The organism is Pseudomonas argentinensis (genome assembly GCF_001839655.2).
In the GTDB taxonomy this organism is placed as follows: Bacteria; Pseudomonadota; Gammaproteobacteria; order Pseudomonadales; family Pseudomonadaceae; genus Aquipseudomonas; species Aquipseudomonas argentinensis_B.
The window spans coordinates 2,951,962-2,978,380 of record NZ_CP056087.1 but is presented as its reverse complement, the minus strand read 5'-3'; the positions used below and the strand labels follow the sequence as shown (position 1 = coordinate 2,978,380).

General features: G+C 63.8%; 22 protein-coding genes. 8 read left to right on the top strand and 14 right to left on the bottom strand.

Features of this window, described 5'->3' with window-relative positions:
* Positions 1-3: 3 nt before the first annotated feature.
* A complete protein-coding gene (locus SA190iCDA_RS13180; protein ID WP_070887756.1) occupies positions 4-3,675 on the bottom strand; it encodes a translocation/assembly module TamB domain-containing protein in 3,672 nt (1,223 codons plus the stop codon).
* Positions 3,672-5,405 carry an autotransporter assembly complex protein TamA gene (locus SA190iCDA_RS13175; RefSeq protein ID WP_070887757.1) on the bottom strand — a complete coding sequence of 578 codons (1,734 nt, stop codon included), beginning with the start codon at positions 5,403-5,405 and terminating at the stop codon, positions 3,672-3,674. The genes SA190iCDA_RS13180 and SA190iCDA_RS13175 overlap by 4 nt, the downstream gene beginning before the upstream one ends.
* A 135-nt stretch (positions 5,406-5,540) precedes the next feature.
* Between SA190iCDA_RS13175 and xthA the strand changes: the two genes are divergently transcribed.
* From xthA to SA190iCDA_RS13155, 4 genes are all read left to right on the top strand, one after another.
* Positions 5,541-6,356 carry an exodeoxyribonuclease III gene (gene xthA / locus SA190iCDA_RS13170; protein WP_070887758.1) on the top strand — a complete coding sequence of 272 codons (816 nt, stop codon included), beginning with the start codon at positions 5,541-5,543 and terminating at the stop codon, positions 6,354-6,356.
* Between the two features lie 72 nt (positions 6,357-6,428).
* Entirely contained in the window at positions 6,429-7,808 is a 1,380-nt protein-coding gene (locus SA190iCDA_RS13165; protein ID WP_070887759.1) for a substrate-binding domain-containing protein, read from the top strand.
* A 152-nt stretch (positions 7,809-7,960) separates the two neighbouring features.
* Positions 7,961-8,953 carry a TerC family protein gene (locus SA190iCDA_RS13160; RefSeq protein ID WP_070887760.1) on the top strand — a complete coding sequence of 331 codons (993 nt, stop codon included), beginning with the start codon at positions 7,961-7,963 and terminating at the stop codon, positions 8,951-8,953.
* The gene (locus tag SA190iCDA_RS13155; protein ID WP_139159559.1) at positions 8,950-9,144 is read left to right on the top strand and encodes a hypothetical protein; all 195 of its coding nucleotides are present in this window, start codon (positions 8,950-8,952) and stop codon (positions 9,142-9,144) included. The genes SA190iCDA_RS13160 and SA190iCDA_RS13155 overlap by 4 nt, the downstream gene beginning before the upstream one ends.
* Here SA190iCDA_RS13155 and SA190iCDA_RS13150 read toward each other — a convergent pair.
* Entirely contained in the window at positions 9,141-10,352 is a 1,212-nt protein-coding gene (locus tag SA190iCDA_RS13150) for an acyl-CoA dehydrogenase (protein ID WP_070887761.1), read from the bottom strand. The two genes, SA190iCDA_RS13155 and SA190iCDA_RS13150, sit on opposite strands and share 4 nt — an antisense overlap.
* Positions 10,353-10,492: 140 nt before the next feature.
* On the opposite strand from SA190iCDA_RS13150, the gene SA190iCDA_RS13145 reads away from it, so the two are divergent.
* Positions 10,493-11,428: a LysR family transcriptional regulator gene (locus tag SA190iCDA_RS13145; RefSeq protein WP_070887762.1), complete on the top strand. Its 936-nt coding sequence runs from the start codon at positions 10,493-10,495 to the stop codon at positions 11,426-11,428.
* A 17-nt stretch (positions 11,429-11,445) separates the two neighbouring features.
* On the opposite strand, the gene SA190iCDA_RS13140 is transcribed toward SA190iCDA_RS13145, so the two are convergent.
* Positions 11,446-11,838 carry a hypothetical protein gene (locus SA190iCDA_RS13140; protein ID WP_070887763.1) on the bottom strand — a complete coding sequence of 131 codons (393 nt, stop codon included), beginning with the start codon at positions 11,836-11,838 and terminating at the stop codon, positions 11,446-11,448.
* Positions 11,839-12,033: 195 nt separating this feature from the next.
* Here SA190iCDA_RS13140 and SA190iCDA_RS13135 point away from each other — a divergent pair, with 195 nt between their 5' ends.
* Positions 12,034-12,348 carry a transcriptional regulator gene (locus tag SA190iCDA_RS13135; RefSeq protein WP_070887764.1) on the top strand — a complete coding sequence of 105 codons (315 nt, stop codon included), beginning with the start codon at positions 12,034-12,036 and terminating at the stop codon, positions 12,346-12,348.
* A 286-nt stretch (positions 12,349-12,634) separates the two neighbouring features.
* Here SA190iCDA_RS13135 and SA190iCDA_RS13130 read toward each other — a convergent pair whose 3' ends face one another.
* From SA190iCDA_RS13130 to ppsA, 8 genes are all read right to left on the bottom strand, one after another.
* Positions 12,635-13,615 (bottom strand): OmpA family protein, encoded by a 981-nt coding sequence (locus SA190iCDA_RS13130; protein WP_070887765.1) that lies wholly within the window; start codon positions 13,613-13,615, stop codon positions 12,635-12,637.
* Positions 13,616-13,720: 105 nt separating this feature from the next.
* Positions 13,721-14,311 carry an RNA polymerase sigma factor SigX gene (gene sigX, locus SA190iCDA_RS13125; protein WP_075930079.1) on the bottom strand — a complete coding sequence of 197 codons (591 nt, stop codon included), beginning with the start codon at positions 14,309-14,311 and terminating at the stop codon, positions 13,721-13,723.
* A gap of 89 nt (positions 14,312-14,400) precedes the next feature.
* Positions 14,401-15,225, bottom strand: a complete 825-nt coding sequence (locus SA190iCDA_RS13120) for a mechanosensitive ion channel family protein (RefSeq protein ID WP_070887766.1) — start codon at positions 15,223-15,225, stop codon at positions 14,401-14,403.
* 1 nt (position 15,226) lies between these two features.
* Positions 15,227-15,475: a CrfX protein gene (locus SA190iCDA_RS13115; RefSeq protein WP_070887767.1), complete on the bottom strand. Its 249-nt coding sequence runs from the start codon at positions 15,473-15,475 to the stop codon at positions 15,227-15,229.
* A 54-nt stretch (positions 15,476-15,529) separates the two neighbouring features.
* Positions 15,530-16,525 carry a CorA family divalent cation transporter gene (locus SA190iCDA_RS13110; RefSeq protein WP_070887768.1) on the bottom strand — a complete coding sequence of 332 codons (996 nt, stop codon included), beginning with the start codon at positions 16,523-16,525 and terminating at the stop codon, positions 15,530-15,532.
* Between the two features lie 45 nt (positions 16,526-16,570).
* On the bottom strand, positions 16,571-17,056 hold the full coding sequence (gene rraA, locus SA190iCDA_RS13105; protein ID WP_070887769.1) for a ribonuclease E activity regulator RraA: 486 nt from the start codon (positions 17,054-17,056) through the stop codon (positions 16,571-16,573).
* 87 nt (positions 17,057-17,143) lie between these two features.
* Positions 17,144-18,148 carry an alpha/beta fold hydrolase gene (locus SA190iCDA_RS13100; protein WP_070887770.1) on the bottom strand — a complete coding sequence of 335 codons (1,005 nt, stop codon included), beginning with the start codon at positions 18,146-18,148 and terminating at the stop codon, positions 17,144-17,146.
* 249 nt (positions 18,149-18,397) lie between these two features.
* Complete coding sequence (gene ppsA / locus SA190iCDA_RS13095) at positions 18,398-20,770, bottom strand: phosphoenolpyruvate synthase (protein ID WP_070887771.1); 2,373 nt, start codon at positions 20,768-20,770, stop codon at positions 18,398-18,400.
* Between the two features lie 178 nt (positions 20,771-20,948).
* Between ppsA and SA190iCDA_RS13090 the strand changes: the two genes are divergently transcribed.
* On the top strand, positions 20,949-21,767 hold the full coding sequence (locus tag SA190iCDA_RS13090) for a pyruvate, water dikinase regulatory protein (RefSeq protein ID WP_070887772.1): 819 nt from the start codon (positions 20,949-20,951) through the stop codon (positions 21,765-21,767).
* Between the two features lie 22 nt (positions 21,768-21,789).
* Positions 21,790-22,428, top strand: coding sequence for a LysE family translocator (locus SA190iCDA_RS13085; protein WP_070887773.1), 639 nt, complete (start codon positions 21,790-21,792; stop codon positions 22,426-22,428).
* Positions 22,429-22,441: 13 nt separating this feature from the next.
* Here SA190iCDA_RS13085 and prpF read toward each other — a convergent pair whose 3' ends face one another.
* Complete coding sequence (gene prpF / locus SA190iCDA_RS13080) at positions 22,442-23,632, bottom strand: 2-methylaconitate cis-trans isomerase PrpF (protein ID WP_070887774.1); 1,191 nt, start codon at positions 23,630-23,632, stop codon at positions 22,442-22,444.
* A 160-nt stretch (positions 23,633-23,792) separates the two neighbouring features.
* Positions 23,793-26,402 (bottom strand): Fe/S-dependent 2-methylisocitrate dehydratase AcnD, encoded by a 2,610-nt coding sequence (gene acnD / locus SA190iCDA_RS13075; protein WP_170833991.1) that lies wholly within the window; start codon positions 26,400-26,402, stop codon positions 23,793-23,795.
* Between the last annotated feature and the right edge of the window lie 17 nt (positions 26,403-26,419).

Here is a 26,419-nt window from a genome sequence, read left to right as displayed (position 1 = left end):
GGCCTAGAAATCCCGCTTGTAGAACAGGTCCAGAGAACTGGCCAGGCCGCTCGCCGCCTCCAGGTACAGGCGGCGGGTCAGGGCATAACGCAGCGCCACGGTATTGACCGGCTCGAACACGCCGACCCCGTAACGCAGGCTCAGGCGCTCGGACAGGTTGCCGCTGGCCACCACGCTGGTGCTACGGCCGCTGCCGTCGGTGTCCAGCTGGAAGTCCTGAATGCCCAGGCTTTGCGCCACCGAGCCGGTGACTCCGGAACTGCCCGCGACGCCGAGTGCCAGCGCGGCCTGGGCAAGCATGTTGTTGTCCTCGCTGCCGGTCGACAGCGGCCGGCCCAGTACCAGATAGGACAGCGCCTGTTCCTGGCTCATGGCCGGCTCGGAGAACACCTCGGTGCGCGGCTGGTCGGCACTGCCGGTCAGGCGCAGCCCGGCCACCACGTCGTCGACCTTGCGGATCGCCTCGATGTCCAGGAAGGGTTGATCGATGGGCCCGGCGAACAGCAGGCGCGCACGGCGGATGGTCAGGCGCTGGCCATAGCCGCGGAAGTTGCCCTTGTTGAGGTTCAGCTCGCCGCGGGTATCCAGGTCATCGCCGATATGAACGCGGCCTGCCAGCTCGGCATTGAGCCCGAAGCCGCTGAAGGTCAGCTTGTCGCTGCCCACCTCCACATCGATATCCATGCTGATCGCCACCGGCTGCTGCTCGCGGGCCTCGGCACCGACGATCACCGCGTCGTCGGAGACTCTGACGGTGGACGGCGGCAACTCGCGAACGACGATCTTGCCGCGGGGAATCGACACCTTGCCACTGACCGACAGCTGATCATCGGCCAGGCGCACCTGCATGTCCGGCTCGACCTCCAGGTCGGCATAGGGCTCGACGGTCACCGGCAGGCGATTGCCCCGCACGTTCAGGTTGCCGCTGAGCGGGCCGCCCCAGGCCAGCGCGCCGTCGAGCGTGCCCTGCCCTCGCTCGCCGCTGCGCCAGCCACCGTCGAGCTGCAGGCTTTCGCCGGCGATCAGCACACGAACGTCCAGGTCCTCGAAACGGGTGGGCAGTTCGCCACCGGAGAGTTCGCCGCCGCTGAGCGCCAGCTGGCCGTTGACCAACGGCTTGAGCAGATCACCGGACAGCGTGCCGCTACCGTTCAGTTGCCCGGCCAGGCGCTCGACCATGGGCACGAACGGCCGGGCAATGGCCAGGTCGAGGCCGCCCAGGCGAAACTGGCCGGACAAGGGCTTGTTCGCCGGGCGCGGGTCGAGCTGCGCCTGTACCGACAATTCGCCGATGCGTGGGCCGCGCAGGTTCAGCTCAGTGTCGATGCGTTGCGGGCGCAGCTCGCTGCTCAGGCGCAAGCTGTCGTAGGTGAAATCCACCCATCGATCCTGGTCGCGCACGCGCCAGGTGCCGCTGCCGGCATCCACCACCACGCGCCCGCTGGGGCCTGCGGCCGGCAGATCCAGATGCACGTCGGCATCGAGGGTGCCCTGCCAGGCGAAATCATCCGGAAACCACGGCGCCAGGCTGTCGAGCGGAAAGTCGGCGAGGCGATAACGGATCTTCGGTTCCGGCTGCAGGCGCTGCTGTTCGCCGCACAGGCTGGCCGCGCCGGAGCGCAGGCAGTGGGCGCCGAGGTCGATCTCGCCGCTGGCCAGGCGCACCAGCGAGGCCGGTGCCTGCAGCCGCCAGTTCTGCCCGCCGGCCTGTATCTCGACGCGACTCAGGCGACCGCGCCAGTTGCCCTGCTCCAGGGTGCCATCGAGCGCCAGGCTGGTCTGCAATTGCGGCCCTTGCAGGCTGAGGTCCACCTGTTGCTGAAGCGAGTTGCCGGTGCCATTGACCGTCAGGTTGCCGAGCTGGCTGTCGCCGCTGGCGATACCCTGGCCGCGCAACTGCACCCTGGCCTGGCCGTTGCCGTCCAGCGTGGCATCCAGGCCCAGCTGACGCAGGCGCATTGCCTCGAATGCCAGGCCCTGGCCATCGAGGCTGAAGGTACCTTGCGGGGCTTGCAGGCTGCCGGCCAGGTTCAATCGCCCGGCGGCCTGCCCCTGCAGCCCCGGCCACAACTGACCGAGCCGATCGAGAGCGATGCGCACCTGGCCCTGCAGGCGCTGATCCAGCTGGCCGCTGCCGTCGATACGGTTGTCGCCCAGACGCATGTTCAATGCGCTTACATCCCAACGCTCACCGGCACCTGCGACCTTGGCCTGCAGCTGCGTTGGCTGGCCACGCAGACGGCCTTGCAGATCGAGGTCGCCGGTCAACTCCAGGCGCCCGTCGAGTAATTGCCCTTGAGTGCGCAGCGGACCCGCGATGCGCCCGGGCAACTGGGCGACCCAGTAAGCGGGGTCGAAGTCGCTGACCTGCAGTTGGGCATCCCAGCGCACCGCCTCGGCGAAGCCGACGCTGAGCTGGCCCTCGATCTTGCCTTGCCCGGCACGCACCTGCAGCTGGGGCAGGTGGATCTGCTGCAGGTCGCCGCTGAGCGGCGTCTGTATGGTGAACGCACCGGCCGGGCCGTCGAGCGCGGCGGACAGGTTGCCCAGGTAATTGCCATTGTCGTAGGCGAGATCACCGGTGAGCGTCTTGACGGTGACCGGGGGGGCTTCCTGCAACGGATACAGACGCAGCCAGGGGAAATCCTGCCAGTCGACATGGGTGTCGGCGCTAAAGCCGTCCTGCCAGTCCAGGCGACCGTTAACCGCCAGGTACTGGCTTGCGGCGGCTGCCAGGCGCAGCGTTTCGATATCCGCGCCGGCCGCATCGACACGGCCCCGCAGCGCTAGGGCAACCGGGCCCCCTTCGGCGGGCAGCGTGGCCGTGCCGTCGATGCCGTAACCGTCGTGGAGATTGCCGGCGGCCTTGAGGGTGACAGCGTTCAGTCGCAGGGTATCGGGCAGCGATGCCTCGGCCTTGAAGCCGTCGGCGCTAAGCGTCAGCGTTGCCGGGATATGCTCGACCAGCGGCTGCACCTCGCCACTCAGGCGCCCGGCCAGATAACCGCTGCTGTCGACTACCAGGGCCAGGCGCTGGCGCAGATTGCCTTCGACCTGCAGCGTCAGGTTCCAGGGCTGCTCATCGGGCGACGGCAGTACGGCGCTGCCCTGCAGCTGCAGCGGCCATTCACCGCTGGGCCGAACATGGCCCTGCAGGTCGACGACCAGGTCGTCACGCTGCACATGCAGCCGACGGATATTCAACCCCTCGTGTGCCCAGTCCGCGGCCAGTTCGAGCCCCTGCAGCTGGTCATCACCGTTGAACTGCAGGTTGCCGATCCACACCTCGCCGACCTGCAGCGCCACCGGCAGCTCCAGCTGCGGCAGGCTGAAGGGTTCGTCGCTTGGCGCCTCCTCGCCCGGCGCGAAATTCAGCTCGATGCGCTCAGTGCGCAGGGTGTCGATGCACAAGGTCAAACGCAGCAGGCACGCCGGCGACCAGTCGAACCGCGGCTGGGCCACCAATACCTGGTCGTCGCCCTGCTGCCAGCGCAGCTGCGCAGCGCTCCAGCGCCCGCCCAACCGTCCTTCGAAGCCCTCCACCTGCAGCCCGGGCACCAGGCCGAGGGCCCAGCGGCTGCCGGACGCCGACGCCAACATCCATACCAACAGCACCAGCAGCAGCGTCAGCACCCCGGCCAGGCTCAGGCCGGCATACTTGAACGCCCGCCTCACAGTTCCGGCCCCATGGAAAAGTGCAGGCGCACACCGCCTTCGTCATCCAGCGGATGCGCCAGGTCCAGGCGCAGCGGCCCCACCGGCGACACCCAGCGCACGCCGATGCCCACGGCGCTCTTGAGGGTCGGCATGTCCAGCGAATTGAAGGCGTTACCGGTGTCGTAGAAGGTCGCCACGCGCCACTTGTCGGCGACGCTGTACTGGTACTCGGCGCTGGCGGCGAGCATGTAGCGCGCGCCGATCTTGTCGCCCTGGTTGTTCACCGGCGACAGGCTCTGGTAGTCGTAGCCGCGCACGCTCTGGTCGCCACCGGCGAAGAAGCGCAGCGACGGCGGCACCGATGAATTGAAGCCCTTGGACTCGGTACCGCCGAACTGGGCACGACCGAGAAATCGATGGTTCTGCCAGAGCGTGGTGAGGCCCTTGACCAGCACGTTGCCGTGTACCACGTCGGAGTCGGACAGCAGCCCTTCCTTGGCCACCGAGGCGTCGAATTGCAGGCGATAGCCATCGTTGGGATCGATGCGGCTGTCGCTGTGCAGGTAGGAATAGCTGATGCCGGGCATCAGCAGGGTGCTGAGTCCCGAGTCATCGCCAAGGCGGTATTCCTCGCGCTGCCATTTCAGGGAAATCACCCGCTGCCAGCCGCTGTCGAGCTGGCTGTGCCATTCCGGGCCGACGGTCAGCAGGCGGCTGAGGCTGTCGGTATTGGCCAGCTCCTCGTACTGGTAGCCGCCGGCGATGCGCAGCTTGTCGGTTATCGGTGGGTTGCCGGGTATGTCATACCACAGGCCGACGTTCTGCCGCGGCGCCGACAGCTCCATTTCCGCGCCATAGCTGTGCCCCTGCGGGTTGGCCCAGTGCCGCTCCCACTGGATGCGCCCGCGCGGGCCGACGTCGGTGGAAAACCCCAGGCCCAGGCCCATGGTGCGCGGCAAGCGGGTCTGCAGGTGCACGTTGACGGGAATCACCTGCTGCTCGGCCACCGTGGGGCTGGCATCGACCCGCACCGATTCGAAGTAGCCGCTCGAACGCAGCGCCTGGTAGAGCTCGGCGATGCGCTCCGAGTCATAGGGCGTGTCCGCCGGGAACGGCACCATGCGCTGCAGCAGTTCGTCATCGAAGGGCATGTCGCCTTCGAAGCTGACGTGGCCCAGGCTGTAGCGCGGGCCGCTGTCGTAGACCAGCTCGATATCGGCCAGGCCGGCCTGGGGATCGATACGCAGGCTCTGCTGGGTAAAGCGCCCGCGAAAGAAGCCATAGCGCGACGCCTGGTTCTGGATATGCCGTTTGGCCGCCTCGTAGCGGCCATGATTGAGCCGCGCGCCCTGAGTCAGCTGGGCGTTCTTGGGCAATTGAAAGGCGCGCATTTGCGACGCCGGCCCATCGACCCTGACGGTGACCTTGCCAATGCGCACCGGTTCGCCGGGCACGATCCGTACATTCAGGCGTGGCGGCGTCTGCTCGACCACTTCGCTGCTGATCTGCGCCTGGTAATAACCCAGTGCCTGGGCGGCTTTTTCGGCCTGGCCCTCGACCACCCGCCGTAGCCGCTGCAGCGCCTCGACATCGCGCTCGCCGAGATTGCCGATGTAGCCTTCGACATTGCTCTTCAGGGCATTGTTGGCTGGCTGTACGCTGACCACCAGACGAGCGTCTTCAGCAAGCAGCGCAGCACTGAACAGCATGAGCGCGCATCCCGCGCCGAGTGTCGAAATTACTCTCATACCGGGATGCTATCACGGCAAACGCGCTATTCCAGTGCACTTATGAATGGAAACGAATTTCCACTGCGCTGGCCGCCTGCCGAGCTGATCGGCTAGCATCGCAGTTTTACTGCCCGCTACGTTCAGGATCGCCACATGAAACTCGTTTCCTTCAACATCAACGGCTTGCGTGCCCGCCCGCATCAACTCGCGGCGCTGATCGAGAAGCACCAGCCGGACGTGATCGGCCTGCAGGAAACCAAGGTCAGCGACGAGCAGTTCCCCGAGGCGGAAATCCGTGAGCTGGGCTACCACGTCCATTACCACGGCCAGAAAGGCCACTACGGTGTCGCACTGCTGTCGCGCCAGGCGCCATTGGAGATCACCAAGGGTTTTCCGGACGACGGCGAGGACTCCCAGCGGCGCTTTATCTATGGCACCTATGCGGACGCCAACGGCAATCCCGTCACGGTGATGAATGGCTACTTTCCCCAGGGCGAGAGCCGCGACCATCCCACCAAGTTTCCCGCCAAGCAGCGCTTCTACGCGGATCTGCAGGCGCTGCTGGCAAGCCGCTTCGCCCATGACCAGCCACTGATCGTCATGGGCGATATCAACATTTCTCCCGAGGACTGCGACATCGGCATCGGCGAGGTCAATCGCAAGCGCTGGCTGAAAACCGGCAAATGCAGCTTCCTGCCGGAGGAGCGCGAGTGGCTGGCAGCGCTGAAGAACTGGGGCCTGGTCGACAGCTTCCGCCAACTGCACCCCGAGGTCGATGACCGCTTCAGCTGGTTCGACTACCGCAGCCGCGGCTTCGAGGACGAGCCCAAGCGTGGCCTGCGCATCGACGTGATCCTGGCCTCGCGCGCCTTGCAGGAGCGCCTCGAGGACGCAGGTATCGACTACGAGCTGCGCGGCATGGAGAAACCGTCGGACCACGCACCGATCTGGCTGCAACTCGGTTGCTGACCGTCATCGTGTAGTCATTTTTCTGTCTTATCGTCGCAGCACTTCAACCGCCCCTTGCAAGGTGATTGCCGCATGCTGCGCACCTCAACCCGTTGTGACCATGAGACCTGGAGCCGAACGGCGACCTTCCTGCTGCTCGGTTTCGTCTTCTACCTGAGCCCCTGGACGGCCTTCGCCGCCCTGCCCCTGCCGGCTGATGACCGGCCGGTGCTGCGCATTCAGGGCTCGAACACCATCGGCGCCAGTCTCGGCCCGGCCCTGGTCAAGGGCCTGATGCAGGAGCAAGGGCTCAACGACATTCGCACCAGGGTCACCCAGGAAAACGAGCAGGCGGTCAGCGCGCTGAATGGCGCGGGCCGCAAGATTACCGTGACCATCGCCGCCCACGGGTCGGGAACCGGCTTCACCGCCATCGGCCAGGGCAGCGCCGAACTCGCCGCCTCTTCGCGCCCCATCAAGGACAGCGAAAGCGCCAGCCTGTCGTCGCTCGGCAATATGAAGAGCCAGGACGCCGAACAGGTCATCGCCATCGACGGGCTGGCCATCGTGTTACACCCTAGCAACCCCATCGACGTACTCAGCACCCAGCAGTTGGCGCAGATCTTCTCCGGGGAGGTCAGCGATTGGTCGCAGCTTGGCGGCCGCGCCGGCGCCATCAACCTGTACGCCCGGGACGACAACTCCGGCACCTTCGACACCTTCAAGGAACTGGTACTGGGCGCCAACGGCAAGCAATTGTCGGCCAAGGCCAAGCGCTTCGAGTCCAGCGAACAGCTGTCCGACTCGGTGGCCCGCGATCCCAACGGCATCGGTTTCATCGGCCTGCCCTACGTGCGCAAGGCCAAGGCGGTGGCCATTGCCGCTGGTGATTCGCAGCCGATGGCACCGAGCGTGACGCTGATCGCCACCGAGGATTACCCGCTGTCGCGCCGCCTGTTCCTGTACGGGCCGCCGAAGCGCAGCAATCCCTGGGCCGAAGCCCTGCTGCAATTCGCCCAGAGCCCCAGGGGCCAGGCAATCGTCGCGCAGAACGGTTTCATCGCGCAGACCGTCGAAGCGGTGAAAATCGAGGCCACTGCGGATATGCCGCCGGCCTATCAGGAACTGGCCCGCAATGCCCAGCGCCTGTCGGTGAACTTTCGTTTCCAGGAAGGCAGCGCCAGCCTGGACAACAAGGCGCAGCAGGACCTGCGCCGCGTGCTCGACTACCTGCGCCAGCACGACAAGCTGCAGAACAGGGTGGTGCTGGTCGGCTTTGGCGATCCCAAGGCGGTCTCCGCCCGTGCCGAGCTGCTTTCCAAGTTGCGCGCCATGGCGGTACGCCGCGAACTGGCTCGCGAAGGTGTGGTGATGCGTGAGGTCACCGGCCTGGGTGACGACCTGCCGGTCGCCGACAACGAAGGCGACAGCGGCAGGATCAAGAATCGCCGCGTGGAGGTCTGGGTTTACTGATTTTTCCAGGCGCGGCAGGTACTTGCCGAACCGCCCGATTCATCCTAGCCTTATGAACATGTGACGCCGGGCCCCTCTGGCGATGAGTCCCCTCATCGTGATGTCGGAGTCACTAAGTTGAATCTCAACTTAGGCATCGACAGGGAGGGCCCATGACAGCTCTACATGCCTTTATGCTCACGCCGTTTCTCGGCACCCCGTACTATTTCTGGCTGGCCTTCATCGTCATCGTCATCGCGCTGCTGGTCTTCGATCTCGGCGTGCTGCACCGCGACCAACACGAAATCGAAATGCGCGAGAGCCTGCTGCTCTACTCGGGCTACTTCAGCGTGGGCGTCGCCTTTGGTGGCTGGGTGTGGTGGGAACTGGGCGCCACCAAGGCGCTGGAGTTCTACACGGGCTTTCTGGTCGAACAGTCGCTGTCGATGGACAACGTCTTCGTGATGGCGATGATCCTCGGCTTCTTCGGCATCCCGCGCAAATACCAGCACCGCGTCTTGTTCTGGGGGATCATCGGCGTGGTCGTGCTGCGCGCCATCATGATCGGCCTGGGCACCGCCCTGGTGCAGGAGTTCGACTGGATCCTCTACGTGTTCGGCGCGTTCCTGCTGTTCACCGGCATCAAGATGCTGTTCAGCAAGGATCATGACGAGCACCCGGACCTGTCGCAGAACAAGCTGCTGATCTTCCTGCGCAAGCACATCCGGGTCACCGATGACCTGCACGGCGGCAAATTCCTGGTACGCCAGAAGGACCCGGCCAGCGGCAAGATGCTGCTGTTCGCCACCCCGCTGCTGCTGGCCCTGGTGCTGATCGAACTGGCGGACCTGGTATTCGCGGTGGACAGCGTGCCAGCGGTATTCGCCATAACCCAGGATCCGTTCATCGCCTACACCTCGAACATCTTCGCGATCCTCGGCCTGCGCGCCCTGTACTTCGCCCTGGCTGCGCTGATGCACCGCTTCGTGTACCTCAAGTACGCACTGGCCATCGTGCTGATGTTCATCGGCTGCAAGATTTTCCTGCACGGCTTCATCAAGGTGCCCGCCCTGCTGTCGCTCGGCGTTACCATGGGCGTACTGGCCGGCGGCGTGATCCTGTCGTTGCTGAAAACCCGTGACAAGAAACCTGCCGAGACGACGTGAGCGAACGAGACGTGCTGCTTGAACGCATGGACCGACCCGACGGGGCACGCTGGTGCGTGCGCCTGGGCAAGCGCACGCTGATGTTCGACGATGAGGGCGCCGCGCGGGCCTTCGCGGCCCAGTTGCACATGCGCCTGAACGGCGAGAAGCTGAGCCTGGTGCCGGGCACTGACAAGGAGCCGGGCAGCTAGGGTCTGTGCAGGTACTTGCCCAACTCGTACTTGCCGATGGCCGCACGGTGCACTTCATCCGGGCCATCGGCCAGGCGCAGGGTGCGCTGCATGGCGTACCAGTAGGCCAGGGGAAAATCGCCACTGACCCCTGCCCCGCCATGCATCTGGATGGCACGATCGATGACCTTCAAGGCCACGTTGGGCGCCACCACCTTGATCTGTGCGATCTCGCTGGCCGCTACCTTGTTGCCGACCGTATCCATCATGTACGCCGCATTGAGGGTGAGCAGGCGCGCCATGTTGATTTCCATGCGTGACTCGGCGATCAGGTCGATGTTGCCGCCCAGGCGCGCCAGCGGCTTGCCGAACGCGGTACGCCCAATGGCGCGTTCGCACATCAGTTTCAGGGCCCGCTCCGCCATGCCTATGGAGCGCATGCAGTGGTGGATGCGCCCAGGACCGAGGCGCCCCTGGGCAATCTCGAAACCGCGGCCCTCGCCGAGCAGCACGTTCTGGTACGGCACGCGAACATCGTCGAACAGCACTTCGGCGTGGCCGTGGGGCGCGTCGTCATAACCGAACACCGGCAACGGGCGAAGTACTTTCACCCCAGGGGTGTCCATGGGTACCAGGATCATCGAGTGCTGCTGGTGACGCGGGCCATCCGGGTTGGTCAGGCCCATGAAGATCATGATCTTGCAGCGTGGGTCACAGGCGCCCGAGGTCCACCACTTACGGCCATTGATCACCCAATGCTCGCCATCACGAACGGCCGTGGCCTGCATATTGGTGGCGTCCGAAGAGGCAACCTGCGGCTCGGTCATGGCAAAGGCCGAACGAATCTCGCCGCTGAGCAGCGGCTCGAGCCACTGGTGTTTCTGCGCCTCGCTGCCGTAGCGCACCAGCACCTCCATGTTGCCGGTGTCGGGCGCCGCGCAATTGAACGGCTCGGGGCCGATCAGCGAGCTGCCCATGATCTCGGCCAGCGGCGCGTACTCGGTGTTGGTGAGCCCGGCGCCCAGTTCGGAATCGGGCAGGAACAGGTTCCACAGGCCTTCGCCCTTGGCGCGGTCCTTGAGCTGCTCGATGATCGCCGTCGGCTGCCAGCGATCACCTTCGGCGACCTGGCGCTCGAACTCGGCCTCGGCTGGATAGACATGATCCTGCATGAACGCGCTGACGCGCTCGCGCAACTGCTGAACCTTGGGGGAATAGGCGAAATCCACGGCGCACCTCGGCTGCATTTCTGTGTGCGGAGGATGCTAGTGGACGGCGGGTCATTTATCGACGCTATTTTCAGCGTGTATAAACATTCATCACCGATATAAGATCGGCGCACAAGAACAACGCACGGAGTCGCTCAGGCATGAACCTGAACAAGGTGGATCTCAATCTTTTCGTGGTCTTCGACGCCATTTACACCGAAGCCAACCTCACCCGCGCCGGGCAGATCGTCGGCATTACCCAGCCCGCGGTATCCAATGCCCTGGCCCGTCTGCGCGAGACCTTCAACGACCCGTTGTTCGTGCGCACCGCCCAGGGCATGGTGCCCACGCCCATGGCGCAGAACATCATCACCCCGGTGCGCAACGCCTTGCAGCAGTTGCGCATCTCGGTACAGGAAAGCCGCACCTTCAACCCGGCGCAGGCGACCAAGAGCTTTCGCATCAGCATGACCGACCTGACCGAAGCGGTGGTGCTGCCGCCGCTGTTCCAGCGCCTGCGCCGCCAGGCACCAAGCGTGACCATCGAAAGCATGCTGGTTCGCCGTCGCGAAACCACCAAGGAACTGGCCGCCGGCCGGCTGGATTTCGCCGTGGACGCACCACTGAACATCGACCCGCAGGTGCGCCACGTCAAACTGATGGAAGATCGCTATGTCTGCGCCATGCGCCACGGGCATCCACTGGCCAAGGAAAAGCTCAGCCTGGAGGCCTATCTGTCACTGACCCATATCCAGATATCCAGCCGCCGCAGCGGCCTGGGCTATGTCGACCTGGCACTCGGAAAGATGGGTATTCAGCGACGTATCGCCCTGCGTTCGCAGCATTACCTGATGGCCTGCCGGGTGATGCGCGACACCGACATGGCGATCACCGTACCGGAGCGCTTTGCCCGCGACAACGACCTGCATTTCAGCGAACTGCCAGTGGCCGGCATCCCCTCGCTGGAAACCCACCTGTACTGGCACGACAGTACTGACCAGGATCCCGCCAACCGCTGGATGCGTGAACAGATCATCGAGATCTGCCAGCGCATCACCGCCGAAGAACGCAAAGCGGCAGTCAGCGTCGGCGCCTGAGGTCAGCTGGACCAAGTTCAACTGGAATAGTCCAGCACCGTCCAGATTCGCGTCAGGCCCTCGCCGATCACGCAATTCGATGCGCCCAGCTGCTTGTTGTCGTGCAGGGTCATGCGTGTGGTCACGCCATCGGCGGCGTCCTGACGCTCGACCAGCCACTGCAGCTTGCCGCAATTTGGCGTGTCGATCACGTAGCTGGCGGCCACGGGAGCATCGTTGCTGGCCAGCTTGATGGCATCGACCACCACACCGTGCTCTTCAACACGCTTGCCATCGGAAACCAGCACAGCCCAGGCCTGGCTGTCTTCGATGACCAGGTAATTGGCATTGACCTTGGGTTGCTCGACCTGGGGTTGCACGCAACCGGTCAGCGTTACCAACAGCACAATTGTCATGAGTATCTGGTGCATTACAGGGAGTCCTCGGCATTGATGAGCAGCGCCACGCAGCGCCGCCGCACATGGGAGTCGACAAGCGTCGAGACTCACTATTACCGAATACTGTTTATTTGTACAGTACTTTTGAATTACCCTAGCAGCCGTCACCACATGATCACGGGCTCGGAACATTCCAGCCGAGATCAGGCCTATAGCGGGAGCCTAACGATGCTGGACGTATTGCAACTCAAACACACGGTCAATCGGATGCCGCTGGACAAGGTGCGCCTCATCGTCGAGGAACTGCATCTGGAGGGGATCGTTACCGAAGGTAAAACGCCGTTCAATCGCCTGCACTTCAATACCTGCTTTGCCGAGATCGAAGCGCTGCTGCAACGGGCTGGCTATCACCGTCAGCTGGATGTGGTGGGCTACCAGGGATTGGCCTACGCGATGTTCGATCCCAATCGCTGGGAGGCTGTGGAAGTGCTGCGCTGGCTCAGGGACTATGTCGAGGAAGCCCGGGCCTGCCCTGCCTCATAAAGAAGCACACGACAAGGTGCGTTGCCCGCCAGTGGTTCAGATCCTGCAAATAAACAGCGCTTAGTACCGCCAAGTAGCCGCAGGGCGTTTGGCGCGATGTTTGCTTCAAGAAAATGAACGACACCTTGCGCCGCTCTTATGGGAAGCCAGGTAACGGACACGGCATCTGCCAGATCACCTTCCCCCATCGGGTGCTCTGGTAGGTGCCGTTCTTATTTGCCCCCAGCCTTTCTGAGGGCAAAGAAAAACCCGGCCTAGGCCGGGTTTTTCGTGACGCCTGAGCCTATTACTGGGCTTGGGCTTCGACTTCGGCTTCAACGCGACGGTTGATAGCGCGGCCTTCTTCGGTGGCGTTGTCAGCAACCGGACGGGACTCGCCGTAACCAACGGAGTTGACGCGATCAGCGCCTACGCCGTACTGGTTGACCAGCACGTCACGAACAGCGTTTGCACGGCGCTCGGACAGCTTCTGGTTGTACGCGTCGGTACCGACGGAGTCAGTGTGACCTTCAACGGTGGTGCTGGTTTGCGGGTACTGGTTCATGAAGTCAGCCAGGTTCTTGATGTCACCGTAGCTTTCTTGCTTGACAGCAGCCTTGTCGAAGTCGAATTTCACGTCCAGTTCGACGCGAACGACTTGCGGAGCTTCTTCAACGACCGGAGCCGGTGCCGGAACTGGCTCTGGAGCCGGCTCGGTTACCTGAGCGACCTGACGGGTGCTACCGCCGAAGTTCAGACCGACACCCACGCCGGCTTGCCATTCGGTGTCACCCTTGTCGATGTTGTACAGGGCTTCAACGCCAGCACGAGCGTACAGCATCTCGGTGAAGTAGTACTTCGCGCCGCCGCCAACGATGGCCAGAGTGGAAGTGTCACGGCCGCTTCTGTTGGCGTCGCCGATGCTCTGGTGACCAACGCCGCCGGAGACATAAGGACGCAGACCTACACCCGGCTGGCCGAAGTGGTAGAGGGCTTTCAGATCAGTCAGGTTGCCCTTGATGTTCTTGCTGCCAGCAGCGCCTTCGCCACGCAGGTCGTGGTACTCGCCGTAGGACAGTGCCAGCTCGACATCGTCGGTCAGGTAGTAACCAACGCTTGCGCCGAACAGGTTGCCTTCGTCATGAGCGAAATCACGCTGAACGTCGGTGAAGTAGCGGTTGGCAAAGCCTTCCACCTCGACAGCGCCTTGGCCTTGAGCCAGCACGCCCATGGAGGTAGCGGCTACCAAGGAGCCAATGACTACGCCTAAGGTGTTTTTCAGTTTCATCCGTTAAATCCCCATCTATGAGTGATTGATCCGCATGCAGGTAGACATGCGAGTCTGCGGTAAGTTTAACAAAACTCACCTTTGCCAGTTAAAGCCTGCACCGAACTAACTTTCGGTAATACCTGCAAACTTTTCCCGCAATCGGTCCAACGCGCGCTTGTAGCGCATTTTGGTTGCACTGAGCCCCATGTGCATGATGTCGGCGATCTCCTGAAACTCCAGCTCTGCGACAAAACGCAGTACCAGGATCTCCCGGTCGATTGGGTTGACATGCACGAGCCAGCGATCCAATCCGCCTCGATCCTCTATCTTCGGCGCCTTTTCTTCCGACGCCTCTTCCAGAGGATCCAAACTCAGCGCATCCATCAAACGACGTTTGCGACGCTCCTTGCGGTACTGAGTGATGCATTCGTTGTAGGTAATGCTGTAGAGCCAGGTCTTGAACTTCGATTTACCCTCGAAGTTCTTCAGCCCATAAAGAACCTTGAGCATCACTTCCTGACAGACATCGTCGGCATCTCGATCGTTCCCTAAATATCGCGCGCATACATTGAACAGGGTGCGCTGGTAACGACGCATCAATTCTTCGTAAGCACGGGTGACATGGAACAGCTCGTCATGGGCACGCGCCACCAGCTCCTCGTCGGAGAGCTCGCGTGGGTCATAGCGCAGTGACGGTGATTGGGGTGCGTTCAAAGCAGGTCGGGCCAACGGTCAGGACGAAAACAGCCAGCGCCTGTTCGAACAGGCCGCTGGCTGGGCGCATAGGGTAGCAGAAATGCCCCTTAGCGGCTGCTTACCCGCTCCTCGAGCAGCACGCGATTGGCGAGCGACACCAGCTCACCGGAGTCCGTCAGCACGGTGGTCTTGACCGTACCGATCTCCTCGATCTGTCCTTCGACGCCGCCCACCTCGATTGCCTGGCCGACCTGGTACAGCTCACGTACGTAAATGCCGGCCAGGATCTGGCTGGCCAGTTCGCGGCTGCCCAACCCCAGCGCCAGCGCCACCGCCAGGCCGACGGAAATCAGCACGATGGCGATGACGTTGTTGAGCAGGTCGGTCTTGACCTCCAGCTGACCGATGGCCACGGAGATGCTGATGATGATCACCAGGCCCTGGGCCAGTCGCGCCAGGCCATGGGCATACTCCAGACCGACACCTTCGGCGGCGCCACGCACCAGGCCGCTGAGCAGATGGGCGAGCAGCACACCGGCAAGCAGGATCAGCGCCGCACCGAATACCTTGGGCAGGTATAGCGCCAGTACGTCGAGGGTCGCGGAAACGCGCTCCAGGCCCAGCGACTCGGCAGCCGAGACCAGGAATATCAGCAGCACGAACCAGTAGACGATCTTGCCGATCAGGGTGGAAACCGGCACCTGGAAGCCCGCGCGACCCAGTATCTTGGTCAGGCCGGTGCCGGCCATCAGGCGATCCAGGCCCAGCTTGCCGAGCAGCTTGGAGAGCAAGGTGTCGAGCAGCTTGGCTACGATGAAACCCAGCAGCACCAGCACCAGCGCCACGAACAGGTTGGGAATGAAGCTAGCGACTTTCGTCCACAGCGCCGTCATCGCGGCGACCAGGCTATGGGTCCAGGGATCGAGTTCCATTTCATTGAGCCTTATCGGAGGAACGAGCACAAGCACGGCGGCGGGACACCGGTGCGACATGGGAAGAGCCAGTGTTGAGGGCGATCATCAGGGCGCTGGCCCAGTGCCCCATCAGGCCGAACAGGTCGCCCGCGCCCACCTGGCGGTTGGCGGTTTTCAGCACCCGGTTCAAGCAGGCATCGTCGTCGCGCGCCGGCGAAGACGGGGTTTTCAACAGATCACGCAGAGATTCTTCGAATGGATCGTGCATGGCAGACCTCACAGAACGTCTCCGCTAGACGAAGCGGCTGCGCGGCGAGTCACATCACACCCAGCGCAGGCGGCGAAACAGCAGCCACTGGCCGAGGCCGATCAATACCATGAGCAGGCACGCGACCAGGAAGCCATAGGGGCTCTGCGCACCGGGAATACCGCCGACGTTGATGCCCAAAAGGCCGGTGACGAAACTCATGGGCAGGAAGATGCAGGTGATGATGCCGAAGCGGAACATGATGTGGTTCATGCGCACGTCGAGCCGGCGGTTCTCCGTTTCCAGCAGCAGGCCGATGCGCTCGCGCGTCAGTTCCAGCTCCTCGAGATAGCGCAGCAGGCGGTTGTTGAGCTCGTTCCAGTACAGGCTGTCTTCGTGGCTCAACCAGGGCAACTGGCTGCGGGTGAGCTGCGCGTAGATATCCCGTTGCGGCGACAGGAAGCGGCGCAGGCCCGCGGCGCGGCGACGGATATGCAGCAGCAGGCCGTGATCGGGCAAGCTGCGCTCGTTGCCATCGACCTGCTCTTCCTGCTCGTCGACCAGGTCGGAAAGCCCGGTCACCAGATCCTCGATCTTGTCGGTGAGGTAATCGCTGAGCTGCAGGATCAGCTCGGAAGGGTTTCTCGGCCCCTTACCTGCCTGCAGCCGTTCGATCAGGTCTTCGGTGGCCCGCAGCGGACGCAAGCGCAGCGAGATCACCCGCTGCGCGCCCGCGGAGATGCGCACCGAGACCATGTCCTCGGGCTCGGCCCCAGGGTTGAGATTGACGCCGCGCAGGAACAGCAGCAATTCGTCGTCCGGCAGCGGCAAGGCCCGCGGGCGGGTATTTTCCTCCAGCAGCAGGTCACAGGCGAACTCGCTCAGACCACTGTCGCGGCGCAGCCAGCTCTGGGTCTGCGGGTGGCTGCGATCCCAGTGCAGCCACAGGCTCTGCCCGTCCTCGAGCTGCAAGCCGTCGAGGTGCTCGCGGGCCACCGCCTGGGCGCCGCCCTTGCCGTCCAGCACGAAGCCGTGCACCAGGCCCCACTGCGCGTTGTCTTCCTCGTACATCCCTACCTCTGATGGTTGCTGGCCGCGCAGACTGCTGCGCGCGGCTTACTCGGTTTGCAGCGCCTGCGGCGAAACGATGATGCCGTTGTTGTCGGCATACAGGTATTCGCCGGGGCGGAAGCTGACGCCGCCAAAGCTGACCACCACGTTGAGGTCGCCCAGGCCGCGTTTCTCGGTTTTCATCGGATGGCTGCCCAGTGCCTGTACACCCAGGTGGGTCTGCGCCAGCACGTCGACGTCACGCACGCAGCCGTAGATCACCATGCCTTCCCAGCCGTTGCTCGCCGCCTTCTCGGCGATCATGTCGCCCAGTAGCGCGCAGCGCAGCGAGGCGCCGCCATCGACCACCAGCACCTTGCCGGCACCGGGCTGCTCGGCCTGGGACTTGACCAGGGAGTTGTCCTCGAAGCATTTGACGGTGACGATCTGCCCGCCGAACGAGTCGCGGCCGCCGAAGTTGCTGAACATCGGCTCCACGACGCTGACCAGTTCCGGGTTGGCGTCACACAGATCGGGCGTGCTGTAGTGCATGGCGAAGCTCCTGATGGGCGTGCGAAGCCTGCAGCATAGCCTTATCCACTACGCCTCGAACACTCTCGGCGCGCTATCCTGGCGGCATCACGGCGCAACAGCGATAGCCGCCCCATCCTGCTCGTCCGCCCCATGGCGCGGGAGCTGGCGCTCGCCGGCTAGCCAGCGGCGTACCAATGGCCACACTTCGGCCTGGGCCGGCTTGCTGACCAGCATCTGCACGTGATCGTACTCATGCGCGAAGCCCTGCCCGCGCCCCAGATTGACGAACCGGCGATCAGCCGAGGCGAATTGCCCGAACAAGGCGCGACAGGCCTCGGGCGGGCACTGCCGATCTCCGTCGCTGGCCACCGCCAACAGCGGCACCCTGACCTGCTGCAACCCGGCCCACCAGTCGCGCTCGGCGTCGCCGAAGCGCCCGAACAGGCGGTGCCAGCGCAGGGTTTCCAGGGCAATGCCGACCGGCTCGTCCTCCGGACCGCGCTTGAGCCGCGCCCCCGAGAGCACCGTGAATCGCTTGAGCGCAAGGCGCGCGATCCACTCGATGGGCGGCACCTTGAGCCCCCAGTAGCGGCGGCTGACCTCGGCCCCGAATAGCACCAGGCTGGCGACACCGGCCTGCGGCAGGTAACCGCCGCCCAGCGCCGCCGCCAGGGTCAGGCCGCCCAGCGAGTGGCCGAGCCAGTGGATCGGCGCCGGATTCTGCTCGGCGACGAACGCGGCGATCGCCGGCAAATCGTAGCGGGCATAGTGCGCCACGCAATTATCCCGGTAAGCCAGGTTGCGCGGCGACAGGCCATGGCCGCGCATCTCGGCGATCCACACATCGAAACCGGCGCGCACCAGATAAGGCGCCAGGCCAATGCCGCCGGGCGAGTACCAGAAACGTCGATTGGTAAAACTGCCATGCAGCAGGATAACCGGCTCGCCGCGCGCCTGTTCCTGCCCCGCCAAACCCAGACGGGTGACGGCCAGCTCGACACTGAAGTCCGGACTGTTGCCCGGCTTGAGGCGGTAGACATCTTCACTCAGGTCACCCCGTAGCTCGGCACTCATCAGCGCTACGGGAAACAACACACTGCTGCTTTGCATCTTCTTCGCTCTGACACAATAGACTGCCCGCCGCAGGGATCGCCCGGTGGCAGACAGCAAATTTCAAAACCTGGTGACACGACCAGTACAGGGGCCCTCGGCTTGGCGCCCGCACAGCGGCACAAAAAACTTCCGGAAGAAGTTTTTGACATCGCTTGCGACGGCCCGAAGGGTGGCCGCCAGGGATGGCAGGCCACAAAAAAAGGGCAGGTAGAACCTGCCCTCGGGTCATCCTTGAAACCGCTTCGATCAGCTGGGCTGGGCTTCGGCGAGGAAGAACCAGGTTTCCAGCACCGAGTCCGGGTTCAGGGAGACGCTTTCGATACCCTGTTCCATCAGCCAGCGCGCCAGGTCCGGGTGATCCGATGGCCCCTGGCCGCAAATGCCGATGTACTTACCGGCCTTGTTGCAAGCCTGAATGGCGTTGGACAGCAGCTTCTTGACCGCCGGGTTACGCTCATCGAACAGGTGCGCGACGATCCCGGAGTCACGATCCAGGCCCAGGGTCAGCTGGGTCAGGTCGTTGGAGCCGATGGAGAAACCGTCGAAGTATTCGAGGAATTCCTCGGCCAGGATGGCGTTGGACGGCAGCTCGCACATCATGATGACCTTCAGGCCATCCTGACCGCGGGCCAGGCCGTTCTCGGCGAGCAGATCGACCACCTGCTTGGCTTCGCCCAGGGTGCGCACGAACGGTACCATGATCTCGACGTTGGTCAGGCCCATCTCGTTGCGGACCTTCTTCAGCGCCCGGCATTCGAGCTCGAAGCAGTCACGGAACGACTCGCTGATGTAGCGCGATGCGCCGCGGAAGCCCAGCATCGGGTTCTCTTCTTCGGGCTCGTACAGCTTGCCGCCGATCAGGTTGGCGTATTCGTTGGACTTGAAGTCGGACAGGCGCACGATGACCTTCTTTGGCCAGAACGCCGCCGCCAGGGTGCTGATGCCCTCCACCAACTTCTCGACGTAGAAGTTCACCGGGTCGGCGTAGCCGGCGATGCGCTTCTCGACGCTTTCCTGGATTTCCGGTGGCAGGCCGTCCATGTTCAGCAGCGCCTTGGGGTGCACGCCGATCATGCGGTTGATGATGAACTCCAGGCGCGCCAGGCCGATACCGGCGTTGGGCAACTGGGCGAAATCGAAGGCGCGGTCGGGGTTGCCGACGTTCATCATGATCTTGAACGGCAGTTCGGGCATGGCGTCGATGGAGTTCTGACGCACGTCGAAACCCAGCTCGCCCTCGAAGATAAAGCCGGTGTCGCCTTCGGCGCAGGAAACCGTCACGCCCTGGCCGTCACGCAGTGCATGGGTGGCGTTGCCGCAGCCGACCACCGCCGGAATACCCAGTTCACGGGCGATGATCGCCGCGTGGCAGGTACGCCCACCGCGATTGGTGACGATGGCGCTGGCGCGCTTCATCACCGGCTCCCAGTCCGGGTCGGTCATGTCGGAAACCAGCACGTCGCCCGGCTGGACCTTGTCCATTTCGGACACGTCGTTGATCACCCGCACCTTGCCGGCGCCGATCTTCTGGCCGATGGCGCGGCCTTCGACCAGCACCGTGCCTTTTTCCTTGAGCAGGTAGCGTTCCATCACGGTGGCGCTGGCACGGCTCTTCACGGTTTCCGGACGGGCCTGGACGATGTACAGCTTGCCGTCGTCACCGTCCTTGGCCCACTCGATGTCCATCGGGCGACCGTAGTGTTTCTCGATGATCATGGCCTGCTTGGCCAGCTCGCTGACCTCGGCGTCGGTCAGGCAGAAACGCGCGCGGTCGGCACGGTCGACATCCACCACCTTGACCGACTTGCCGGCCTTGGCTTCGTCGCCATAGACCATCTTGATCGCCTTGCTGCCCAGGTTGCGACGCAGGATCGCCGGACGACCAGCCTCCAGGGTCTGCTTGTGGACATAGAATTCGTCGGGGTTGACCGCCCCCTGCACCACGGTTTCACCCAGGCCGTAGGCACCGGTGATGAACACCACGTCGCGGAAGCCCGATTCGGTATCGAGGGTGAACATCACCCCGGCGGTGCCGGTTTCCGAACGCACCATGCGCTGCACGCCTGCGGACAGGGCGACCAGCTTGTGGTCGAAGCCCTGGTGCACGCGGTAGGCGATGGCGCGGTCGTTGAACAGCGAGGCGAAGACTTCCTTGGCGGCGCGGATGACGTTGTCGACGCCGCGGATGTTCAGGAAGGTTTCCTGCTGACCGGCAAAGGAGGCATCGGGCAGGTCTTCGGCGGTGGCCGAGGAGCGCACGGCCACGGCCATGTTGTCATTGCCACCCGCCATGGCGGCGAAGGCGGTGCGGATCTGCTCGTTGAGCGCGGCCGGGAACTCGGCTTCCATCACCCACTGGCGAATCTGCGCGCCGGTCTTGGCCAGGGCGTTGACGTCGTCGACGTCCAGGGCGTCCAGGGCCTCGTGGATCTGCGCATTGAGCCCACTCTGCTCGAGAAAGTCGCGATAGGCCTGGGCCGTCGTGGCGAAACCACCGGGAACCGAAACGCCAGCACCCGCCAGGTTGCTGATCATCTCGCCGAGGGAGGCGTTCTTGCCCCCTACATGCTCGACATCGTGATTGCCGAGCTTATCGAGGGAAACTACGTACTCTGCCAAGGTGATCTCTCCACTTCAGTGTTGGAAAAGCTCATGGGCTGGAAACGCCGTCGGCATGCGCCGGGTGGACAATGGCCTGGCCCTGGAAAATAAGTAACAATGCAAACCCATCAGGGCCGGCAGAAAAACCGACCTATCATAGCCAAGATTCGTTCCCAGCTTATAGGCCATTTGCGCAATGACACGAACCGCGTACTTCATCTCCGACGGCACCGGTATCACCGCGGAGGCATTGGGGCAAAGCCTGCTGGCCCAGTTCGACACCATCGGCTTCACCAAGCTCACCCGCCCCTACGTGGACAGCGTCGAAAAGGCGCGCGCCATGGTACAACAAATCAATAATGCCGCCGACAAGGATGGCGCCAATCCGATCATCTTCGCCACCATCGTCAACCAGGAAATCCACGACATCCTGGCCGAGTCCCGCGGCTTCATGATCGACATCTTCTCGACCTTCCTGGCCCCCCTCGAGCAGGAGCTCGCCTCCCATTCGTCGTACTCGGTGGGCAAGTCGCACTCGATCAGCGGCAACACCAACTACATGGAGCGCATCGAGGCGGTCAACTTCGCCCTCGACAACGACGACGGCGCGCGCACCCATTACTACGACAAGGCCGACCTGATCCTGGTCGGCGTCTCGCGTTGCGGCAAGACCCCGACCTGCCTGTACATGGCCATGCAGTACGGCATTCGCGCCGCCAACTACCCGCTTACCGAAGACGACATGGAGCGCCTGCAACTGCCGGCTTCGCTGAAGAAGTACCGCGAGAAGCTGTTCGGCCTGACCATCGACCCCGACCGCCTGGCGGCCATCCGCAACGAGCGCAAGCCAAACAGTCGCTACGCCAGCTATGCTCAGTGCGAGTTCGAGGTGCGCGAGGTGGAAAGCCTGTTCCGCCGCGAATCGATCGCCTTCATCGACTCCACCCACTTCTCGGTGGAAGAGATTTCCGCCAAGATCCTGGTGGAAAAAGGCGTCGAACGACGCTTCAAATAACCGCCCCCGTGAGGGATTCGCCATGACGCTGTCCGATGCCGTGCTGTTCGCCCCGCTCGCCTTTGTGATCGCATTGACGCCGGGTCCCAACAACTTCTGCGCGATGAACAACGGTATCCGCCATGGCATCGGCGCAGCCCTGCTGGCCACCACCGGGCGCGTGGCGGCGTTCGCCATCTTCCTGAGCATTTCCGCCGTGGGCCTGGGCGCCATGCTGCTGGCATCGGAAACCGCCTTCACGATGATCAAGTGGGTCGGCGCTTTGTACCTGCTGTATCTGGGTATCAGCGCCTGGCGTAGCCGGGAGTTCAGCGGCCTGGACCTCGACGGCGCAGTGCCGGCCGTGCAGCCACAACGGCAGGTGTCCCGTCTGATGCTGCAGGAGTTTCTGATCGGCATCAGCAATCCCAAGGCAATTCTTCTGTTCGCCGCGATCTTCCCGCAGTTCATCAAGCCCGGCGAGCCGGCAAGCGAACAGTTCATATACCTGGGCGCCACCTACCTGCTGGCCGAATACGCCGCCTCGCTGGTCTATGCCCTGTTCGGTCGGCAGATCCGCCGCTTCATCCGTACCCGCCAAGGCGCACAGCGGCTGAACCGCACCACCGGCGCCTTTTTTATGGGCGCAGGCGGTTTGCTACTCAGCACGACTCAGCACTGACGAGTTGCCGGTATCACGCTGGCACCCGTACCCAGCCTTCCATTAGGATGCGGGCACTGCGGCTCATTATCGCCTTGGTGACTACCCAGCGGTCGTCGACCTGCCCCGCTTCGGCGCCAACGCGCAAGGTGCCGGAGGGATGCCCGAAGCGCACCGCCTGGCGCTCGCCGCCGCCTGCTGCCAGATTGACCAGGGTGCCGGGCACCGCCGCCGCCGCGCCGATGGCCACCGCGCAGGTGCCCATCATGGCGTGGTGCAGCTTGCCCATGGACAGCGCGCGCACCAGCAGATCCACTTCGTCCGCATCGACCTGGTTGCCGCTCGATGCCCGGTAGCTTTTCGCTGGGCTGACGAAAGCGATCTTGGGCGTATGCTGGCGGGTCAGCGCCTCCTCGGCGCTCTTGATCAGCCCCATGCGCAACGCGCCGGCCACGCGAATCTGCTCGAAGCGCGCCAGTTGCGCCGGGTCCGAGTTGATGTCTTCGCGCAGCTCGGTGCCTTGATAACCGATGTCCGCGGCGTTGACGAAGATGGTTGGAATGCCCGCGCTGATCAGGGTCGCCTTCAAGGTGCCCCCCTCTACAACCTCGGCCGGTACGTCCAGCTCGTCCACCAGATTGCCCGTGGGAAACATCGAGCCGCCCTCCTCGCCCTCATCGGACGGATCGAGAAACTCCAGCACGATCTCCGCCGCCGGGAAGGTCACCCCATCGAGTTCGAAATCGCCGGTTTCCTGGACCTGGCCGTCCGTGATCGGCACCTGGGCGATGATGGTTTTCTGAATGTTGGCCTGCCAGATACGCACCCTGCAGGTGCCGTTCTCGGAAATGCGCGCAGCGTCCACCAGGCCGGCATGGATGGCAAAGGCACCGGCGGCGGCAGACAGGTTGCCGCAGTTGCCGCTCCAGTCGACAAAGGCCTTGTCGATGGAGACCTGGCCGTAGAGGTAGTCGACATCGTGATCAGGCCGGCTGCTTTTCGACAGGATCACGCATTTGGAGGTGCTCGACGTCGCCCCGCCCATGCCATCGATATGTGCCGAATAGGGGTCGGGGCTGCCGATCACCCGCATGAACAGCGTATCGCGGGCCTCGCCCGGCACCTGGCATTGTTCGGGCAGATCCTGCAGGCGAAAGAACACGCCCTTGCTGGTACCGCCACGCATATAGGTGGCGGGGATTTTCACTTGCGGCAGATAAGCCATGAGTGCAGTCCTGATAGGAAATGATGGTGCTGGTTTTTCCCGGTTTGCATCCGGGCGACGCGCTAATCGTAGGGTGGATCGGGGCGCGTAGCTGGCGCTTTTCCCATCCACCGTGGCGGGTTCCACGGTGGATCGATGAGGCGTGATCCACCCTACGCGATCACGCCACCGCGCCTTCGAGGAAGTCCTTGGCGAAGCGCTGCAGCACGCCACCGGCCTTGTACACACTGACATCGGCCGCCGTGTCCAGCCGGCAGGTCACCGGTACCCGCACCACCTCGCCGTTGCGCCTGTTGACCACCAGGGTCAGCTCGCCGCGTGCCGTGATATCGCCCTGGATATCGTAGGTCTCGGTACCGTCCAGGCCCAGGGTCAGGCGCGTGGTGCCCGGCTTGAACTCCACCGGCAGCACGCCCATGCCCACCAGATTGGTACGGTGGATGCGCTCGAAGCCCTCGGCGACGATCACTTCCACCCCGGCCAGGCGCACGCCCTTGGCCGCCCAATCGCGAGACGAGCCCTGCCCGTAGTCGGCGCCCGCCACGATGATCAGGTTCTGCTTGCGGTTCATGTAGGTCTCGATGGCTTCCCACATGCGTATCACCTCTCCCTCCGGCTCGACGCGAGCCAGCGAGCCCTTCTTCACCTGCCCGTCGATCACGACCATCTCGTTGACCAGCTGCGGGTTGGCGAAGGTGGCGCGCTGGGCGGTCAAATGGTCACCCCGATGCGTCGCGTAGGAATTGAAGTCCTCCTCCGGCAAGCCCATTTTCGCCAGGTACTCACCGGCGGCCGAGTCCGCCAGGATGGCGTTGGACGGCGACAGGTGATCGGTGGTGATGTTGTCCGGCAGTATCGCCAACGGGCGCATGCCCTTGAGCGTGCGGTCACTGGCCAGCGCGCCCTCCCAGTACGGCGGGCGGCGGATATAGGTGCTCATCGGCCGCCAGTCGTACAGCGGGCTTTCCGCTTCCTGCACGCTGCCCAGGTCGAACATCGGGATATAGATCTGCTTGAACTGCTCGGGCTTCACCGAGGCAGCGACGATGGCGTCGATCTCCTCGTCGCTCGGCCACAGGTCCTTCAGCGTAACGGGGTTGCCAGACGAGTCATGGCCGAGCACATCCCGTTCGATATCGAAGCGCACGGTACCGGCGATGGCATAGGCCACCACCAGCGGCGGCGAGGCGAGGAAAGCCTGCTTGGCGTAGGGGTGAATGCGCCCATCGAAGTTGCGGTTGCCCGACAGCACGGCGGTGGCGTACAGATCACGGTCGATGATTTCCTTCTGGATCACCGGATCCAGGGCGCCGGACATGCCGTTGCAGGTAGTACAGGCATAGGCGACGATGCCGAAGCCAAGCTTTTCCAGTTCCGGCAGCAGACCGGCCTCTTCCAGATACAGCTTGGCGACCTTGGAGCCCGGCGCGAAGGAGGTTTTCACCCAGGGTTTGCGCAGCAGGCCCAAGGCATTGGCCTTTTTCGCCACCAGGCCAGCCGCGACCACGTTGCGCGGGTTGGAGGTGTTGGTGCAGCTGGTAATGGCGGCGATGATCACCGCGCCATCGGGCATCAGGCCCTGGGTTTCCTCGCCCCTGCCGGCCTGCAGCTTGGCTTCGTCGGCTATACCGCGCTCGGCCAGTGCCGAGGTCGGCAGGCGACGGTGCGGGTTGCTCGGCCCGGCCATGTTGCGGCCCACGCTGCCCAGGTCGAAACGCAGCACCCGCTCGTACTCGGCGGTTGTCAGCGCATCGCTCCACAGGCCAAGGGTCTTGGCGTAGTGCTCCACCAGGGCGACCTGCTCTGGTTCTCGACCGGTGAGCCGCAGATAATCGATGGTCTGGCCATCGATATAGAACATCGAAGCCGTCGCGCCATATTCCGGGCACATATTGGAAATGGTCGCACGGTCACCGATGGACAGACTGTCCGCCCCCTCGCCAAAGAACTCGACCCAGGCGCCCACCACCCGCTCCTTGCGCAGGAACTCGGTCAGTGCCAGGACGATATCGGTGGCGGTGATGCCCGGCTGGCGTTTTCCGGTCAGCTCGACACCGACGATATCCGGCAGGCGCATCATCGACGGGTGGCCGAGCATTACCGTCTCGGCCTCCAGGCCGCCGACGCCGATGGCGATCACGCCCAGGGCGTCGACGTGCGGGGTATGGGAATCGGTGCCGACGCAGGTATCCGGAAAGGCGATGCCGCCGCGCGTCTGGATCACCGGGCTCATCTTCTCCAGGTTGATCTGGTGCATGATGCCGTTGCCGGCGGGGATCACGTCGACGTTCTTGAACGCGGTCCTGGTCCAGTCGATGAAGTGAAAGCGGTCCTCGTTGCGGCGATCCTCGATGGCGCGGTTCTTCTCGAAGGCGTCCGGGTCGAAGCCCGCCGCTTCCACGGCCAGCGAATGGTCGACGATCAACTGGGTCGGCACCACCGGGTTGACCTTGGCCGGATCACCGCCCCTCTCGGCGATGGCGTCACGCAGGCCGGCCAGGTCGACCAGCGCGGTTTGGCCGAGAATGTCGTGGCAGACCACCCGCGCCGGGTACCAGGGGAAGTCCAGATCGCGTTTGCGATGGATCAGTTGCTCCAGCGAAGCGGTCAGATCCCGCGGGTCACAGCGGCGCACCAATTGCTCGGCGAGCACCCGCGAGGTGTAAGGGAGCCTCTCCCAGGCGCCGGCCTGGATCGCCTCGACGGCCTCGCGGGCATCGAAATAATCGAGGTCGGTGCCGGGCAGGCGCTTGCGGTATTGGCTGTTCACGGTGTGGTTCATGGCGT